Raw genomic sequence first — 18,513 nt, 5'->3', positions numbered from 1 at the left:
TCCTCCCAATGACGCTGACAATCTGCTTCTGCGTCAGGAATATTCTTCGGCTGCTTCCAGCTCTTCAAAAATGTAATCGAGTGTCTGCTCAATGGTGGGGCGCTCGAAAAAGATGCGCAGCGGCACTTCCATTCCCAACACATCATGCATTCGGGCAATAATGCGTGTGGCTCGAAGAGAATGTCCGCCAATGTCGAAGAAGTTGTCGCGTATGCCGACACGCTCCAGCTGCAGAACTTCGGCCCAGATACGTGCAAGCTCCTCTTCCATTGGGGTTTCAGGAGGCACGTAACTGGTGATCGGCTGAACGCTGCCGCTATCGGGCTCAGGAAGCTGGCTACGGTCTATTTTGCCGTTAGACGTCAAAGGCAAGGTATCCAGCTGCACATAAAGCCCCGGCACCATATACTCCGGCAATTGGCTGGCAAGGATGGTACGCAATGCAGCAGGATCTAGTTGGCCAACGCCTTTATCAGGGCATACATAGGCAACCAGCTGCGTGTCTTTGGCCTGATCCTCGTAGGCCACGACGACAGCATTGGACACGCCCTCGCTCCGACACAAGGCATGTTCGATCTCGCCGGGCTCAATCCGATAGCCACGCACTTTGATCTGGAAGTCATCTCGCCCTAAATACTCAATGGTGCCATCTTTCAGATAGCGCCCAACATCACCAGTCTTATAAAGGCGCTCTCCAGCTTTGAACGGGCTATCAATAAAACGTTCTGCTGTGAGTTCAGGGCGGTTCAGATATCCGGCTGCAACACCTGGGCCAGCAACATAAAGATCTCCCGCCACACCGGGGGCGGCAAGTGCCAGATGTTGATCCAGAACATACATCGTCATGCCTGCGATGGGGCGGCCTATAGGAACAACTGGCGGATAATCTGCGTGATGTTCAACCTCTTGCGCTGTGCAATATATGCTTGCCTCAGTAGGTCCATAAAGGTTCTGCAGCCGTACGGGCCCCAGTATTTCGAAACAGCGCTTTGCCAGATGGGAAGAAAAGGCCTCACCACCGCACAGCACAGACCGCAAGTTCGAGCAAGTGTCAGCCCCTTCACACGACAGGAAGAAGCCCAACAAAGAAGGGACAAACTGACAGACTGTGACCTGATACTCACCTATGAGTTCAACCAGATACGAACCTTCCAGTAAGCGGGAGCGGTCTGCCACAATTAGGCTTGCACCACAGGTAAGGCTGGCGAATATCTCAACCACTGAGATGTCAAAGGTGAGAGAGGTGGACAGGAGAACTCTGTCTTGCTGGGTGATTTGATCTTGCTGCTGGAACCATGCAACGAGATTAGCCGGACCTTTGTGCGGTACCATCACGCCCTTAGGTTTGCCCGTGGTGCCAGAGGTGTAGATCACATAAGCTGTGTTTTCGCGGGAAACCGATACATTCAAGTTGTCTTCGCCAAGCACCTGCCAGCATGGATCAGGCTGATCCAGATTGATCAGCTTCTCAGAAACATCCATCTCTGTCATTTGAGGCAGGGTGACATCGTCACACAGAACCAGAGCCGGAGCACTGTCTTCAATCAGATAAGTGATGCGCTCAAAGGGATAGGTTGCATCGATTGGGACATATGCTGCGCCGGTTTTCAGGATGGCGAGGAGCGCGATTACGGCATCAGCGGTTTTTAGCATGCACACCGCAACACGGTCTTGATATCCAACGCCTTTGGAAACCAGGTATCTGGCAAGCTTGTTGGCCCGACTGTTCACCTGAGCATAAGTGAGTTGGAGTTCATCAGTGATCAAGGCAACCTGACCACCGTGCGCTGCAGCAGCGACTTCAAAGCCGCCATGGAGTGTGGTTGAACTCTCCGAAAACTCTGGCCCTGCTGCAAATTCATGGAGCCTGGTCTCCAAATCCCTATCCAAACCAACAAGTTGATGTGTTGGTGTCGTTTCAGCCTCTGGATAGACTTTTGTGAGGTGTTGCAGCGCCTCCAGTGTCATCCTCAAAAGTGCAGATGCATTGCAACCATGTGGGGCCTGTGTCTGAACTTTGAATGTCCCTCCGAAGTCATCAATTGTCAGGTTGAACGGGTAACTGGTGCCATAATGGCCGGCGAGGTACGTGGCGCCTGGTAAGTCGCGATGAGAGGTGCCTTGAGACCCATCCGACAGAAGCTCGGCATGGCGAAAGTTGATCAACGAAGTGATGAGTGGTGTAGCACGGTCCACCCCACTGGCTTCAATCGCATCGGTTAGCGAGGAGAACTCATGGTGCATCAGATCGACAAGTGTCTGGTGGACAGCACGAAGGGCGCTCACCCAATCCCGTTCAGCAAGCTGGATGCGCAAGGGGAGGGTGTTGATGAAGGGCCCCAATATCCGCTCAGCATTTTCGAGCCCCTGCAATCGACCAAGGAGAACTGTGGCAAAGCAAATATCTTCCTGCCCAGAACACCTTGCCATGACCAGAGCCCAGACGAAGTGAAATACTGAAGCCGTACTCACCCCTAATCGGCTGGCAAGTTCTTTGATGTCTGCAGTCAGCGCGCTGTCGGTACTGCTGCTATCAGTATCCAGATCCGCACCATGAACATGCTCACCTGTAAGACCGAAGGGTGCCGTGGCGCTTTCAAACCCAGTGAACAGGTCACGAAAGAAGTTGTGTGTGTCCTCCTTGCGGCTCTGCCCCTGTTGGAACGCAACATATTTTCCAAACTGAACAGGGGAAGGCAACATCTCACCTTGCCCCATCATGAATGCTCTGACCTCAGCATTCAGCTGTTTGAGCGATGTGTTGTCGTCGATAATGTGGTGGAACAGTTTGAGAGCCAACCAGCGTTTGTTGTCAGCATCATAGCAATAGTGAACGCGAAGAAGGGAAGACTCGCGAAGATCAACTTTTGTTACTCGTGGATCAAACAAGGCCTGAAGCTTTGCAACTGCATCTCCAGCCCCTTCGAGGCTATCAGTCTCCAACTCGCAGGTTTTCAGCTCAACAGTCTTGAGAACAACCTGAAGTGGCTTTTCCAGCCCTTCGGACACAAACACTGTGCGCAAAATGTCGTGGCGATCCATGACCTTCTGTAGGGCAACAAGATAGCTCTGCAATGCTTCAGCGGTCTCAAATGCCATCAGACCCCAGAGCAGATATGGGTCCCCTTGTTCTGAAAGCCGATGATGGAAGTAAATACCTTCCTGTAATGGTGTCAGAGGGTAAATGTCTTTTACATTTTGGATGCCACCGGGCACCGACCCTGCAATATGCTCGATCTGCATTTGCGAAAGGCCGGAGATAGACATTGGGCTTTGTTTGGTGCCGGTTTTTCCAGCAGTTGCGCTCTGTTGAACGCTGGATTGAATGTGGTGCGCAAGATCCTTGAGCACTGGCCTTCGTAGCAAATCCACCGCTGCCAGATGGAAGCCTTTTGCATTCAGAGCGGCCTGCACTCTTGCAGCTAAGAGTGAGTGACCACCAAGCTCGAAAAAGTTGTCAAAGCGGCCAACCTGTTTGACCTTTAGGATCTCCGCCCAAACCTGAGCTAACAGCGTTTCGCGGTCCCCCTCTGGGTCTGCAAAGGTTTTGCTTTTGGTCTGTGCAACGTCGTATCTTTCAAGCGCTTTGTGATCCAGTTTACCGTTCTGGGTCAGCGGTAGTGCTTCTAACTCCACGAATACTGAGGGCACCATGTAGCTTGGCAGAAGATTAGCTGCAAAAGAATGGAGCGTGTTGGTGTCCAATCCTGCCGTTTGTGCCACGGGCACATAGTGAGCGACCAGCAGGGCATCACTTGTGGCCTCATTTCTGCAGGTGACAACAACGTGCTGAAGCTCACCGTGGGTGGCGAGAGCGGCTTCGACTTCGCCCAGTTCGATGCGGTATCCGCGCACTTTCACCTGACTGTCATTGCGGCCCAGATACAACAAGGTGCCGTCAGTTGCATACCTAGCCAGATCCCCTGTTCTATACAGGCGATCACCGGGTAGAAACGGATTCTCAATGAACCGCTGCGCGTTTAAGGCAGGACGGTTAAGGTAGCCTCGTGCAACGCCAGCTCCACCGACATATAACTCTCCGACTGCACCGAAGGGCACAGGCATGAGGTTATCATCCAATACATGAAGGCTCAGGTCATCCAACTGGCGACCAATGGGACTGCCTTCTGAATAGTGATGAATGTTCTCAGCTGTGAGCTCTTTGTAGGAAACATGTACGGTGGTTTCTGTGATCCCGTACATGTTCACCATCTGACAGCCCGCATTACCAGGATTATCAAACCAGTTTTTGAGCATCGGCGTTGCAAGGGCTTCACCTCCAAACACCACTGAGCGCAATGCATGTGGCGTGACAGCTTCGGCCTGTGCCGTCATGAAAGCACGAAAGGCGGAAGGTGTTTGACTGAGAATTGTTACCCCTTGGTTACAGCACAAAGCGTAGAACTGAGCGGGATCACGGCGCACATCCTCTGGCACAATTGCAACAGAGCCGCCCGTAGAAAGAGCTCCCCATATCTCCCAAATCGAAAAGTCAAATGCGTAGGAATGGAAGAAGGACCAGACATCAGAAGATGTGAAGTTGAACAGTGGCTGGCAGGTGTCAATCAATCGGGCAATGTGCCGATGTTCAATTTGAACGCCTTTGGGTTGCCCGGTAGATCCTGAAGTGTAGATGACATAGGCAAGATCCTCACCGCAGACAGGCTCCAGCGTAGGACCCATCGGCACTGAGTGGTCTGTGGTTTCTGCAAGATCTTCAAAAACATAGAGATTTTGATTGTCCGGCAAACTTGCAAGAGATTGGTGCGTTGCACGGCAGCATAAGATCAAATCTGGCGCACTGTCCTGGAGAATAAAGGCCTTCCGCGCTTCTGGCAGTGCGGGATCGATTGGAAGATATGCTCCACCAGCTTTCCAGATTGCCAGCAGTGCCACGATCAAATCGGCGTTTCGTTCCATACAAACGCCGACCAGCTTCTCCTTACCTACACCATGAACACGTAGCTTCATGGCCAAGCATGACGCTTGCTTTTCTAATTCACCGTAGGAAAGGGATGTTTCATCCTGAAGGATCGCGGTGTGCTGAGGCTGGGATTTTGCGAGCTGTTCCAGTCTATGAACGACCGGACTTGGTGCTCTGGTCTTGGTCGGTTGGGTAGGCGCGCTGAGCGAGAGCAGATGATTTCGTTCTTCTTCGCAAACTGTGCTGAAACTGGCAACTGACAGGCTCGGCTCAGATAAACACTGCTCCAGCAATGCGAAGAAATTTTCCTGCATGCGTTCTATGGTTTGAGGCTGAAAGAGGTCTGTCGCATAGTTCCACAAAAGAGTCAGCGCCGGGATATCAGAGCTGTCAGAGGAACGGGGTAGAATGACCACCTCAATATCAAATTTGGCAGAGTTGTTGCTGTAGGCTTCGTACAGCGAGACGTTCAGATCATCTCGCGCAAGCTCTGGTACCTTTGAGTTGTGGTAACTAAAACCAACTTGGAAAATGGGGTTTCTGGAAAGGTCCCGTTCAGGCTGCAGCGCTCGGACAACTCGTTCAAACGGCACTTCTTCATTGTCATAAGCGTTGGAGAGTGTGCTTCGCAGTCGGTTCAGATACTCCGAAAAACTTGGGTTGTTAGTCAGATCAGAGCGAATAACGACACTGTTCACAAACATGCCCAGCATATGTTCTGAAAAGCTGGTTTTCCGGTTAGCGACGGCGCTGCCTGTGAGCAGATCTTTTTGGCCTGTGTAGCGGGAGAGTAGAAGATGGAAGACACCGAGAAGCACTGTATAATCTGTGTGGCCACTGGCCTTGCAGTAGGCTTCCAGTTCTTGAAGTAGCGACCCTGTTAATTCCAAACGAGACTGTTTGCCTTTGAACGACATCGTTTCTGGGCGTGAGGCATCTGTTGGGAGAGCGAGAGTAAAGTTGGCGCCTGAGAGCTGTTCTTTCCAATAGGCCAGCTGTTTTTCATAGGTTCTCTCTGCGTCCTCACTCTGCTGCCATCCCACGTAATGCCGGTACTGGGCAGGGACAGGCGCGAGATTGGGCAGTGCTCCATCTGCGAAAGACTCATAAGCCTCCAGAAACTCTGAAAGAAAGATATTCGCGCTCCAACCGTCATGAACAAGGTGGTGTTCAATGTGCAAGAGAGCGGAGGAGCCTTCATCAAGCTTGAACAATACCCAGCGAGCCAATGGCAAGCAGCTGGTGTCAAAGGGTTTTGAGACCTCGCGATCAACAACCTTCCAGAGCTCTGGGCTATCCATTGAGGTGTTCAGGTCCACCAGATCCAATTGGGCAGGCACAGGTTGATGAACTTTCTGATAGGTCGTACCAGAAGCATCTTCGTGAAACGTGGTGCGAAAAATCTCATGACGCTCGACAATCAGGTCCAATGCTGACTGCAACGCGGATGCATCTACTTTGCCCTGCATCCGGATCAGGCATTGAGCGTTGTATGCAAGAGAGCCCGGCGTTAGTTTTTCCAGTAACCACACTCCGTTTTGTTGATGAGAAACGGGGAAGATGGTTCTTTCCAGATCATAATCAGTCAAAGACCTCTCGGATCTATCTGGTTCTTCTGAAGTTTGGATTTTTGCCGCGAGTTCGCTGAGTGTCTTTCCGGTAAATACGTCTTCTAGTGAGAGGACTGGACCAAACCGTTCACGGCACCGCGTGAGAAACTGAACAGCATCAAGGGAAGAGCCTCCCAGAGTTTGAAGTGTGTCATTACAAAAGACCGTTTCGACGTGGAGCAGATCTTTCCAAAAACCCGCGAGGATCTGTTGCGTTTCTGTGCTCGGAAGCTCATTTGACTGCGCGCCGCGGGCATATCTGTCAGGAGCTGGAAGTGCTTTTCGATCTATCTTGCCATTTACATTTAGAGGGAACTCATCGAGGTGAATAAACGCGCTCGGTACCATATAGTTTGGCAAGAAGGCGGAGAGGTTGGTTTTAAACTCGTCCACGCCAGGGACAAGAGCACCATCTCGCAAAGTGAAGTAAGCGAGTATTTCCGGGTCTTTTGAGTAGGCTGTTGTCGCGGTAACATGAGCGTGCTCTATGCATTCAAGCTTAGAAAAACACTTCTCAACTTCCTGCAATTCAACACGATAGCCACGCACCTTGACCTGCTCATCCAGACGACCGAGGAACTCCAGCGTTCCATCTGCAAGTCGTCGCGCGCGGTCTCCTGTGTTATAGAGCCGACCAGTTGCAATGCCGGGGACGGAACGGAATACTTTCGCAGTAAGATCTGGCTGGTTCTTGTATCCACGGGCTAACCCGATACCGCCCAACCACAGGGTGCCGACCCCACCATCTTTCACTTGTTTCAGATCATCATCGAGAACATGGACATCAACGTTTGAGATCGGCTTGCCTATCGGAACTGTATCCGAACTACCAGTCTCACCGCTGCTCTTGTAACGTGTTGCGCATACAGTGTTTTCAGTCGGACCGTATGCATTTATCAGGTTAACGTGCCCGGACCAGCGTTCCACGAGTGACCACGGCATTGCCTCGCCCGCGACCACCACTGTCTTTAAGCTCGAGTAATCCAACGGGTCCATGCGACTGGCAAGAGAAGGAGGCACTGTTAGATGAGAAATACTTCTGTCTTTAACAATGTGCTTCAATGCATCTCCGGCTAACAGCGTGCCGTCGGGTGCAAAATGAAGCTGAGCTCCACAGCACAAACTCACCAGAATTTCAGATATTGAAGCATCAAAACCTAAAGATGCGAATTGAAGGACGCGAGAGCTCTCATCCAAACCAAAACAGCGCGCTTGCTCCAAGGCTAGATTTAGCAGACCACGATGCTCAATCATGACACCCTTGGGCTGTCCCGTAGAGCCTGAAGTGTAGATGATGTAAGCAAGCTGATCTGGTTTAACCGATTGGCTTGTGCTGCTAGTGAAGGGGGTTGGATCCAGCTTAGAATAATTAATGATCTGCAATGAGTTCGGTATCTCGGCAGATAACTCCTTCACAAGAGACGCTGTTTCGTCAGTGCACACAACGACACTGGCCTTGCTGTCCTTAAGCATGAACTCAAGCCGTTTGCGTGGGAGAGTATTGTCCAGCGGGACATAAACTCCTCCAGCTTTATGAATGGCAAGCAACGCTATTATGGCTTCTGGAGTGCGAGGCATACACACTGCAACAGTAACTTCGGGCCCAACCGCGTTGGATTGCAGAACGCTTGCAAGTTGGGCTGTTGCGCCAAGCATTTCGCGGTAACTGATAGTCTTTCCATCCCCCACTAAGGCTGGATTTGAAGCATTTTTCGTCGCAACTTGTTCTATGTGCGACACGACATTGGCTAGGTCACCTGGGTTCATCGTAACCTGGTTGCGAGGAATGGTTTCTTCCATGAAACAACTATCATTGATTGTGTAATTGAATAAAAATTTATATTACTGAGAGTTATTTGTACTTACTCTCAGTCCACACGTCCGTTTAGGTCGGATTCAGGGAAGTAAAGGTGAATTTTATTCATTGAGGCCTCGGGTATTAAATTTTTAATTGCTCAAACTTTCTTTCTAATATATCACAAAGTCAAGTTATAATTCGAATCTGAAGGCATCTTGTTAGCGTGCTGGGGAAACAAATGAACCACTCATATTTGAGGGAGAGCATCTCATTATTGTTATGATCGACAAGCTAGGGGGCCGGTCGAGTAATAATTGTGAAGTTTTCTATTACAACTAATTCGCTGCGCAATTTCCGCGCCGAACGTCTTCATTAACGAGCAGGTTTTATGTTCATGCCCGTACCAAGTCACCGGCAATCATTTCTGCGTCAGTTCTGGGTACTTCCGAGACCAGCAAAAACTATCCTGGTTGGCACCTTTTGCGCACGCTTTGCATCGTTCATGATCTGGCCTTTCTTCGCGGTACTCATGGCACGAAACTTCGGAACCTCTATTGCCGAACTTGGGGTAGTTTTTTCGCTGTCAGCGTTTGCTGCGCTTATTGCTTCGCCTGTAAGTGGGATTATAGCGGACAAGTTGAATCGTCGCGCGATCATGCTGATCAGTGCTTTGAGCATCTTAGGGCTCTATAGCGTTCTGGCGTTTGGAAGGGATGAGCAGATCTATTTTGCGGTCATCGTGGGCATGTCCGTTGCCAATGGTGCACTTGAGCCGCTTTTACGATCTGCATTGGGGGACTGCGCAGCGAAGGATGAAGACCGACCACTGCTGTTTCACATACGCTACTATCTGGTCAATATCGCAGGTGCGTTAGGGCCTTTGTGCGGCCTATGGTTTGCAAACCAAAACTCAAACTTCGCTTTTCTCGCAGGTGCGGTTGCGTACGCTGTTCTCGCGCTCTGCATAATGAAAAGTGTCGCGCCAAGCATTGTTGTCTCAGACAGGGAGGAAATGCCGATTTCGACACTGTTAAAAACAGCAGTAGTGGATCGTCTTTTTCTGACATTGTTTATCTCAAATTTCTTCCTGGTCATCTTGTACGCACAAATAGATGAGCCCCTCACATTTTTCCTGATGTCTCTCGAAACGCCTGATATCAATGGGATTATTGCCTCGATCAACGTTACAAACACGAGCGTCGTTTTGATCGTCCATCTGTTCTTGATGAAGTGGCTGGTTGAGCTTGAAGAACACAAGGCCATTCTTGCTGCTTTCTTTTTCCTGATGCTTGGTCTGCTGGTGATCGCTTCCAATCGCTCCGAAGTAAGGGAGTTGTGGCTTGTTGCGATAGCACTTGCGACATTGGCGGAAATTATCGCCATGCCTTTGTTTGCCACAGTGGTGGATCGCACCGCTCCTGTGCGTCTTAGGAACAGCTATATGGGCCTTTATATGCTTTCCAATGCGGGCGCTGCTGCGGTGCCATTTGCTGCAGCAATGGTGATTGAACGTATCGGTGGAGGGCCATTGTTCCTCACATCCGCGATAATGTGCGTACCGGTAGCTTACCTGGGTTTCCGGCTGCTCAGTGCAACCAGACAAAGAGAAAAAATTGCGGAGCAGGCCAGCTGAACTGCTGACCCATCTCACGTGAGGAGTGGTGTGAAATGAACCCGTACAGTTCGCTGGCTTCCAACAAATTCTGGCGCCCATCGGTCGCAGAGCGAGACTATTTCTCGATCTCGCAGGTCTGGACCCCGAAGTTTCAAATACAGAAAGATGCGGCCATAATAACTGCCGGGTCTTGTTTCTCTCAGAACATGGGCAAAGAACTGCAGCGGCGAGGGATGAACTGGCACAATGCTGAACCCGCGCCTGACAGTTTAAGCGCTCGGGAAGCCTTTGATCACAACTATGGCGTTTTTTCATTCAGAACAGGAAACATCTATACCGCACGTTTGTTGTTGCAATGGCTCCAATGGGCTTTTGATGAAGTCCCCCAGTCTAAAGAGACTTGGAATAATGGAGAGCGGTACTTCGATCCATTCCGGCCCAATATTTCCCCAAATGGCTTTGAAAGCCCTCAAGCGATGTGGGCATCACGTGAAGACACCCTTGTGGCTATTCGCAAAGCGATAAGTTCTGCTGATCTGTTCGTGTTCACTATGGGTTTGACAGAGGCCTGGCTCAATACGGCAACAGATGTTGTCTATCCTATGTGCCCTGGCACAGTGAAAGGCCGGTTTGATGAAAGATTGCATAAAGCGCATAATTTTGCCTTTGCAGAAATACTCTCTGATTTTCAAAAATGTATCGATCTTATAGGAAGACACAATCCCAACCTGCGTCTGGTGTTTACCGTTTCACCGGTTCCGGTCACGGCGACATTCACGACGCATCATGTGCTAACAGCTTCCACCTATACCAAGTCTGTTCTGAGAGCTGTGGCAGGGCAGTTGGAAGTCTCCAATGAGAACGTCGAGTACTTTCCCTCTTACGAACTGGTTGCTTCTCCTCCCATGAATGGAGTGTTTTACAACCCCAACAAGCGCACGATCACACCAACCGGCGTCCGATTTGTAATGGGTCATTTCTTTAATGGCATTTCGTCTGCTGATCAGATGCAGCAAGGCCATTCAGACGTCAGCACGCAATCACTCCTTCCAACTGAGGATATCATCTGTGAAGAAGAACTACTCGACTATTACAAATGACATTCAGTTCTTGTTGTTAGGAGACTCCCACGCTGGCGCAATTGGGCGTGCGGCCAAGGAAGCTGGAGTCCCGTTCGTTGGTGGTCCGATGGGAGCAGGGCGCGAGTTCACAGCTCCTTTTGTTGACTGGATTAATGAAGATCCGGCATTTCGAAGTGGCTATGCCAATGAAATGTATCGGTCTTTTCTGGAGGAACTCGACGCAAATTCGCTGCAGGATGTAAAGGTTCCACTGCTCTGCACTTTCGGCTTTGCGCTGCATTTTTACGCAACCACTGAAAACTGGGAGATATACAGGGAGGTTGACGGAACGCTGCCATCAGCCTTTCTGGAAGGCCCTCTGTTTCATGGCCTTATCTGTGCCATGGCACAGGGCGCTTTGGATTTCTACCGCACCGTTCTCAAAATGGGAGTTGAGGTGATTGCCGTTCTTCCTCCCCAGAAAGTACCTGAGACTTCAGAGCCAAGTGTTTTCCAGGCAGCGCAAAACGTGATGATTGCAGAAGCAGAACGCTTGGGCCTTCCGGTTCTGGACGTTCGCGATGGTACTACGGGTTTCGATAAATTACAGAACGAAGACTTCTCGCAGGAAAATGACCCAATTCACGGGAATACTGCATTTGGTCAGGCTATTTTGAATGCGTTTTCCAGTCAGAGGATATCAGCTCATGTTGGTGCGTGATTTGGAGCAAATACACATTGAGGCTGATCTGGCGAGTTGTATCGTGTCTTTGTTGACCGATGGTACGGTTCAGAGACTCCATGCGTATATGGGGCGAACAGTCCTGGTGCTTGGAGTTGAAGCAGCACAGATGCGTGGGGAAAGCACCCGTGAGCTGGAATGCCTCAAAGATATGCATTGCAGAGCGGCGATAGGGGATATGCCAGTATCCGAGTGTTGGCTTAACGCGTTAGAAGATGCTTACTTAGTCCTGTTTCGCCTTGCGTTCGTTGCGGAGAAAACCTACCGCGTTTCACACTCCAGTGCGCTTGAGTTTGCCGCGGGCAATAAAGATATGATCGAGAGCGAGTTTGGCTCTGCGGAAGCTTATGCTGATTATTATGGCACTTTAAACAGCGAAGCCAATACCAAAGCGTTTGCTCAGGCAAATGCGCAAGTTCATTCCAACATAAACGCCAAACTGTTTACTGATGGCTCGCTGCAGGGGGCAGATACGACTGCTCTCCTCAGCCTGTTTAAAGCTTCGGCCTATGCCTTTGCGTGTGCTCATGCATTTGGTGAATTGGAGAGGCGTTACTGTGAAGCTTTGCTACGCCTCGTTAGAGGCCTCCAAACTATTACTTAACTATTTTCCAGGGAGAGAACTTCATGCATGAACATGCTCTGACAGCTATTGAAAGTATTGCGGCAGCGCCTCGAGAAACCTACCGGCATATTCAGCTGGACCGCCTTACACCGGTCATTGGCGCTGAAGTTTGTGGAGTAAATTTATCTGAAGGCGTAAGCAAAGAGCAGTTTGCTGAGATCCACCGTGCCTTTCTTGAAAACCACGTCCTGGTGTTCCGCAATCAAAAACTCACCAAAGACCAACAGAAGGAATTTGCTCGGCAGTTTGGTACACTGCGTGCTCTTCCACTGAGTGATATTGATGGTGATGATCCAGAGATTGTCTTAATCCGTGCCGGTAAGAAATCTCGATTTGTAGCAGGAGAGGTTTGGCATACAGATGGCACAGCTGATCCTGCCCCTTCGCATAGCTCGATGTTGTACATGCATGAGACACCCGAGCTTGGATGCGGTGGGGATACCTTGTTCGCGAACATGCATCTGGCTTATGAGATGCTGTCGCCTGTGATGAAAGAGTTCTTACTTGGGCTCACCGCAGTTCACGATGGAGCCGTGCCTTGGAAGGGCTTTACGCCACCAGAAGGGCTACCTAAAACTGAGCACCCAATAGTTGCGAAGCACCCTGAGACAGGCAAGCCAATGCTTTTTGTAAACTCGGGTTTTACAACGCATATCCCAAATTTATCCGAGGAGGAGAGTGATGCCATTTTGAACATGCTCTTTCAACTCGTTGAACGCGAACAGGCATTGAATTGCCGTATACGCTGGGAGCCGGGCACATTGGTATTTTGGGACAATCGCTGCACGCAGCATCGCGCAGTCTGGGACTATTACCCATATTCCCGCTTTGGCGAACGCGTGACTGTTTTGGGCACTCAACCTGCCGCCGCAGAACCTCATCGGGTCATGAAGGAGATGGAGTTAGCAGACTAAATACCTCGCAGCGGCTATGTTGCACAAATATGCTAGCGGTTAAATGGCTTTACCGTTTTATCAGCCAATTCTTCTTTCATGCCATTTAAACACAATGCCGATCGCCGCCATAAGATCCCCAAAGATAAGTACAAAGTGACAAATTGGGCGGCGTATAATGACAGCTTACGCCGCCGGGGTGATATAACGATCTGGATCGATGACTGCGTTGCCATGAACTGGTTTGCCCCAGCTACCAAGCGCCGCGGCCGCCCGTTCAAGTTTTCCGACCTAGCAATTGAGACTTGTTTGCAGTTGAGGGCTGTGTTTGACCTTGCCCTTAGGTAAACTCAAGGGTTCGTGCGTTCTATACTCCGGTTGATGGGTCTGGATCTGCCGGTCCCTGACTTTTCTACACTTTCGCGCCGCGCCGATGGCTTGCAACTTTTCGACGGCAGACAGCCCCCCAAATCCAAGCTGGTCCATCTGGTAGTGGACAGCACTGGTGTGAAGATTTTTGGTGCCGGCGAATGGCAGGAAACCAAGCACGGAAACAAGGTAAAGTGTCGTTCTTGGCGCAAATTGCACCTTGGTATGGATTTGCAAAGCGGTGAAATTGTGTGCTGTGAGCTGACAAAGGATACGGTTGGCGATCCAACCGCTTTGTCTGGGCTGCTGGATCAGATCAAAGATCCAGTTGCAACTTTTAGGGGCGATGGAGCCTACGATGGCGAACCATGCAGGCAAGAGCTGGCCCGCCGATTTGAAGGCGTCGAGGTCATCATTCCACCGCCTAAAACTGCTGTCCCCAGCCTTCAGGCTGCGACTGCTCCCACGGCACGTGACCGTGATATTCTCACCATTAAAGCAAATGGTCGGATGAGTTGGCAGAAGCAAACGGGCTATGGTCAAAGGGCGCGAGGGGAAACCCTGATGGGCCGTTATAAGCAGGTGATCGGGAACAAACTCAAGTCACGCAAATTTAACAATCAGAGAACGGAGGCTAAAATCGGTGTCGCCGTTCTCAATAAAATGATAGCGCTCGGACACCCCGTGTTCGAGAAAGTTTTGTGAACCCGACTTTTGGGGGTGGGGGAACCGTGCGCGGATCCTGATTATTGCAACACTGCCAGTGCAATCCCTGAAACAGTTCCTTACTCAGTATTGGCAGTGGTTTTGGATGCACTTATGAAATCACCAAAGCAATGTTGAAAGGGGCCTCTTCGCAGAAACAGCTGATTTTTGCAACAAAGCCGTTTCATTGGCCAAACCCATTTTGATTAATTTTTCTAAATATAGCCCTACGTGAGAATCAGTTACTTATGCATTGTCGTTACAGCAAATATAAGCTTTTGCTTTAATTGAATTATTTCACAACCATAATGTTGATTTAATGAGATGCAATCACATGGGCTATTATGACGGAAACGAGCAGGCAAATACTATTGTTGGCAGCGAAGAAGCGGACAATATGCGAGGTCATGGCGGTAATGATGAGCTGCACGGCCTGGGCGGTAACGACATAATTGAAGGTGGAACTGGCCGCGACACCATCACAGGCGGATATGGTTCGGACACTATTCGTGGTGGCGACGATAACGACCTTCTGCTTGGTGATCAGGGCACAGATTACATCTACGGTGATCAGGGAGACGATCAGTTACAAGGTGGCAGCGGCGACGACCGGCTATATGGTGGGACTGGTGATGATCTTCTCTTTGGAGAGTCCGGTGATGATCTTCTGAATGAGCGTAATACCTGGGGTACAGATAAACTGTACGGCGGGACCGGTGATGATCAGCTTTACAGCTCACGGGGTGAAAATTCTATTCTCGTTGGCGGTGAAGGTAATGACATCATCGAATCCAACGGTGCTTTCAACCAGGTTGATGCTGGCGAGGATGACGACACAATCGCTATTACAGAGGGCGCCTATAAAAACACAGTCTGGGCGGGCAGTGGTAACGATACCGTTGTTGCGCGTGGATCCCAGTTAGAAATTTATCTTGGCGCTGGTAACGATGAAATAGTTGCTGAAGGCAACGGCGCTACAATTTGGGGTGAGAGCGGCGAAGATTTCATCAAAACATATCACTCCGGCATGTATGTAGATGGCGGCGCCGATAATGATACCATCATCATGGACGAAAAAAGTTGGGAATCTACAGCTCATGGAGGGGCAGGGGATGACACTATCACTGCTATGGGCCGCGATTCTGGTGTTACTGGTGGTCTGGGCAATGACACGATTGATATCAGTGGTGAAAACTCTGTAGCTCTTGGAAACGAGGGAGACGACAAGATCACTTCCACAGGGGCCAACGCTCAAATTGATGGCGGCGCCGATAATGACATTATTGAAGTGTCTGGCAATGACTCCTTGGCGCTTGGTGGCGAAGGACACGATACAATCACTTCCAGCGGCTTAAACGCAACGATTGGTGGTGGTTCTGGTAATGATACAATCTTCACTTATGGCGTGAACGCGAATATCGATGCCGGGGAAGGGGACGATACAATAGCGATTGCTAGTGGTACCGCTACAGTCCAGGGCGGCGACGGTAACGATTCTATTTTTCATTTTGAAAATGGATTTGCTGTGATCAAGGATTCTGGTGGTGAACTTGATTTTGTTAGATTCCAAACCACTACGGCCGCAGATCTGGCGTTTGTCAAAAATGGTAATGACTTGATTGTTTCATCTACAGCGGATTTTGAAGATGGTATGCTACACACGGGTGTGATCCTTGAAGATTTTTACATCAGCGACGACCACATCGATTTCATCGTCGGCAGTGATAACCTTCAATACGATCTAAGCGACTTCCTGGTTTAAGGATTAGCGGTACACACTCAGGCCATGCATGGCCTGAGTGTGTTTCTCTTAGATGGAGAGTACCCAAAAGTGTGGGGCAGTTGCGAGAAAGCGATCTGATATTGTTGTCGGAGTGTGAGTTGTCTGCCACTTTAAGCCATGCTCGAAGGTTCTCCGTCCATTTCAGTTTTTCAACTCAAGGTTCGCCTTCTTGGTATCAGCCCAATGATTTGGCGACGTTTGCACGTGCCGAGCTATATCAGCTTGCGCGAACTGCACGGTGTGTTGCAGGTGGCCATGGGATGGGAGAGCATCCACCTGTTCATGTTTGACAAGGGCGCGGTTCATTATGGTTCCATGGAACTTGGTGTGATGCCCGCCAATCTCACACTACAATCACTCGGACTTTGGGAAAATGAGAAGTTCCATTGTTTCTATGATTTGAACGTAAGCTGGCGGCACTAAAAAAACAGTCCGGCTTTGGCGCGGGCCAGTTTAAAGACCGCCTTGGTCTGAGTATAATCCAGCCCCTCATGCATAAGGACTTCAGCAATTTGGCTGGCAGAATGCTCGATACATCCCATTCTTGCTTTTGCAAAAACTTTTTTTCTGCCTATCGGCAATTTTTGCTTATGTGATCCATCTCTTGCATTAAAAATACACTTTATCTTCAAACGCTTACATACAGTAAAGTTGGTATGAGATTTGCAAAAGGTTTAAAATTTATTGCAGCCTAAACAGCAAGGGGCATACCAATGCAAATTGATCATCTTAGTCAATATTTCACTACCGGTTATTCAATCGGAAAAAACGCGCAACGATTGTCAGCCACCCCAATGTCTGCTGATTTTATGTCGCAGCCTGCCTTCAGGGACAAGGAAATAGAGCGCGTCCAGGGACATTTTGAATTGTCTGTAATGCGCCTTAATCAAGCGTTGGATCATTTTGACGCTTTTGACAAAAGGATCTCAACACACATTTCCAGACATGAATCTGGTGGAGATGGTTTAAACGTTCTGATGAGCATGGCTCAAACACCAGAAGACAAGATCTATTACGAGAATTTGATAGAGAACAGAGAACGGGAATACAATTCCTGGCTAACAACACAAACGAAATTAGATGATCCAGATTACAAAATTGAATATTTGGAACAAAGCGGTTTTTTTGATGATATTGCGCAATATTTTCCTGATAAAACACCAGATGATATAAAGGAACTATACAAACAAGGCGCCGATTTCAGCGACATGTTCAATCCAGCAGAATTACTTGATGCGTCTATCGGCGTGTTTACGCCTGATCTTCATTGGTCGTATCAGCCTTTGCCCATCTAGGTGTAGGGACTTGAGGTCATAATGTGGCGGGCTTGAGATCATCGCGATTTTGGGCTCAGTTTATTTGAGACTATAAATCCAGCTGGGCTCAAATTAACTGAGAACGAGCGCACATTATGTGAGACAGGCTCACTTTCCTGAGACTGGACCTAGCTGTGGGAGAGTAATAAAGTATCATACTGACGAGTACTCCAAGCAGCAGAAAACTGCCGATACGAATTACCTTTCAAAAAATAGAGTTACATACTGGCCGCAGTGCAGGCTCTCCCGGCAACTGTTTTTTTAGTAATAAAGATTCATACCGAAGAGCCCCATTGCAATTATACGCCACACGATTTGCCTTCGCGGGTGCAGCAAATCGCTTGTGACCAGTAGCGGTCATTCAACCTAAATCAAGCTGTTTACAGCCAGTGCATAGTTTCAACCATAGGTCGATTTTAGTTAGCTTGTCGCAGTGTGGCCCCGCTCGCCTAAAGAGTAATCATTTACTCATTGCACTTGCAGCGAAGGTCTACTTCGTCACCCTGAGCAGGGGGCACGATGATGATGTAATCCCGACAGATCTTATTTGAGCTATTCTGTTTAACGTTTCTGCCCTGCCAGCAGATGACAAAACAAAACCCCACTCAAACTGAGCGGGGTTTTGCTATTTTCAGGGAAGGCTCTGAGAGCCTTGTGTAAGAGCTGGCTTAATCAGACAAAGGTGAAATCATCCTGATGTAAATCAGCAGAGTTTACACCTTTCAAAGTGATTGTCGTGTCATCGTCAATGGTGATGACTGCATCGGCCCCGCTGTCTTCAACCGCTGCCATCAAGGCATCAAAGTCAGCGAACACAGCACCCTCGAACTCAATCACATCAAGCGATCCAGCCCCGGCTTCAAAGTCAGCAATCACATCATGGCCGCTCTCACCATCAGTAAACTTAAAGGTGTCATTGCCTGCACCTCCTGTTAGCTGATCATCTCCTGCCCCACCAGAGAGAACATCGTCCCCATCATTCCCGGCGATGACATCCGCATCCAACCCGCCATTCAACACTTCTGCAGCATCACTGCCATTGATTGTGAGCGATGTGGTTTCAAAACCCTCA

Annotated in this window: 9 protein-coding genes and 2 pseudogenes; 9 read left to right on the top strand and 2 right to left on the bottom strand. The window is 49.5% G+C overall.

Annotation, left to right across the window (positions count from 1 at the left end; all coding sequences use genetic code 11):
* Positions 1-33: 33 nt before the first annotated feature.
* Entirely contained in the window at positions 34-8,334 is an 8,301-nt protein-coding gene (locus PsW64_RS12645; RefSeq protein WP_063303838.1) for a non-ribosomal peptide synthetase, read from the bottom strand.
* Positions 8,335-8,726: 392 nt separating this feature from the next.
* Between PsW64_RS12645 and PsW64_RS12640 the strand changes: the two genes are divergently transcribed.
* The 9 genes and pseudogenes from PsW64_RS12640 (at position 8,727) to PsW64_RS12600 (ending at position 17,420) form a co-directional block, all read left to right on the top strand.
* On the top strand, positions 8,727-9,965 hold the full coding sequence (locus PsW64_RS12640; protein ID WP_193757800.1) for an MFS transporter: 1,239 nt from the start codon (positions 8,727-8,729) through the stop codon (positions 9,963-9,965).
* A 35-nt stretch (positions 9,966-10,000) separates the two neighbouring features.
* Positions 10,001-11,047 carry a GSCFA domain-containing protein gene (locus PsW64_RS12635; protein ID WP_063303837.1) on the top strand — a complete coding sequence of 349 codons (1,047 nt, stop codon included), beginning with the start codon at positions 10,001-10,003 and terminating at the stop codon, positions 11,045-11,047.
* On the top strand, positions 11,016-11,729 hold the full coding sequence (locus PsW64_RS12630; protein ID WP_063288105.1) for a hypothetical protein: 714 nt from the start codon (positions 11,016-11,018) through the stop codon (positions 11,727-11,729). The genes PsW64_RS12635 and PsW64_RS12630 overlap by 32 nt, the downstream gene beginning before the upstream one ends.
* Positions 11,716-12,354, top strand: coding sequence for a hypothetical protein (locus tag PsW64_RS12625; RefSeq protein ID WP_063303836.1), 639 nt, complete (start codon positions 11,716-11,718; stop codon positions 12,352-12,354). The genes PsW64_RS12630 and PsW64_RS12625 overlap by 14 nt, the downstream gene beginning before the upstream one ends.
* A gap of 23 nt (positions 12,355-12,377) precedes the next feature.
* On the top strand, positions 12,378-13,289 hold the full coding sequence (locus PsW64_RS12620) for a TauD/TfdA dioxygenase family protein (protein WP_063303835.1): 912 nt from the start codon (positions 12,378-12,380) through the stop codon (positions 13,287-13,289).
* 78 nt (positions 13,290-13,367) lie between these two features.
* Positions 13,368-14,342: pseudogene (locus PsW64_RS12615) on the top strand (IS5 family transposase).
* Between the two features lie 319 nt (positions 14,343-14,661).
* The gene (locus tag PsW64_RS12610; RefSeq protein ID WP_153042370.1) at positions 14,662-16,104 is read left to right on the top strand and encodes a calcium-binding protein; all 1,443 of its coding nucleotides are present in this window, start codon (positions 14,662-14,664) and stop codon (positions 16,102-16,104) included.
* A 138-nt stretch (positions 16,105-16,242) separates the two neighbouring features.
* The gene (locus PsW64_RS12605) at positions 16,243-16,548 is read left to right on the top strand and encodes a plasmid pRiA4b ORF-3 family protein (RefSeq protein ID WP_063303833.1); all 306 of its coding nucleotides are present in this window, start codon (positions 16,243-16,245) and stop codon (positions 16,546-16,548) included.
* A gap of 290 nt (positions 16,549-16,838) precedes the next feature.
* Positions 16,839-17,420 carry a hypothetical protein gene (locus tag PsW64_RS12600; RefSeq protein ID WP_063303832.1) on the top strand — a complete coding sequence of 194 codons (582 nt, stop codon included), beginning with the start codon at positions 16,839-16,841 and terminating at the stop codon, positions 17,418-17,420.
* 693 nt (positions 17,421-18,113) lie between these two features.
* Here PsW64_RS12600 and PsW64_RS27605 read toward each other — a convergent pair.
* Positions 18,114-18,513 (bottom strand): annotated as a pseudogene (locus PsW64_RS27605) (calcium-binding protein); the annotation flags it as partial.

Source organism: Pseudovibrio sp. W64, from assembly GCF_001623145.1.
In the GTDB taxonomy this organism is placed as follows: Bacteria; Pseudomonadota; Alphaproteobacteria; order Rhizobiales; family Stappiaceae; genus Pseudovibrio.
Note: the sequence above shows the minus strand (reverse complement) of the source record. Positions and strands in the feature narration are given on the sequence as shown.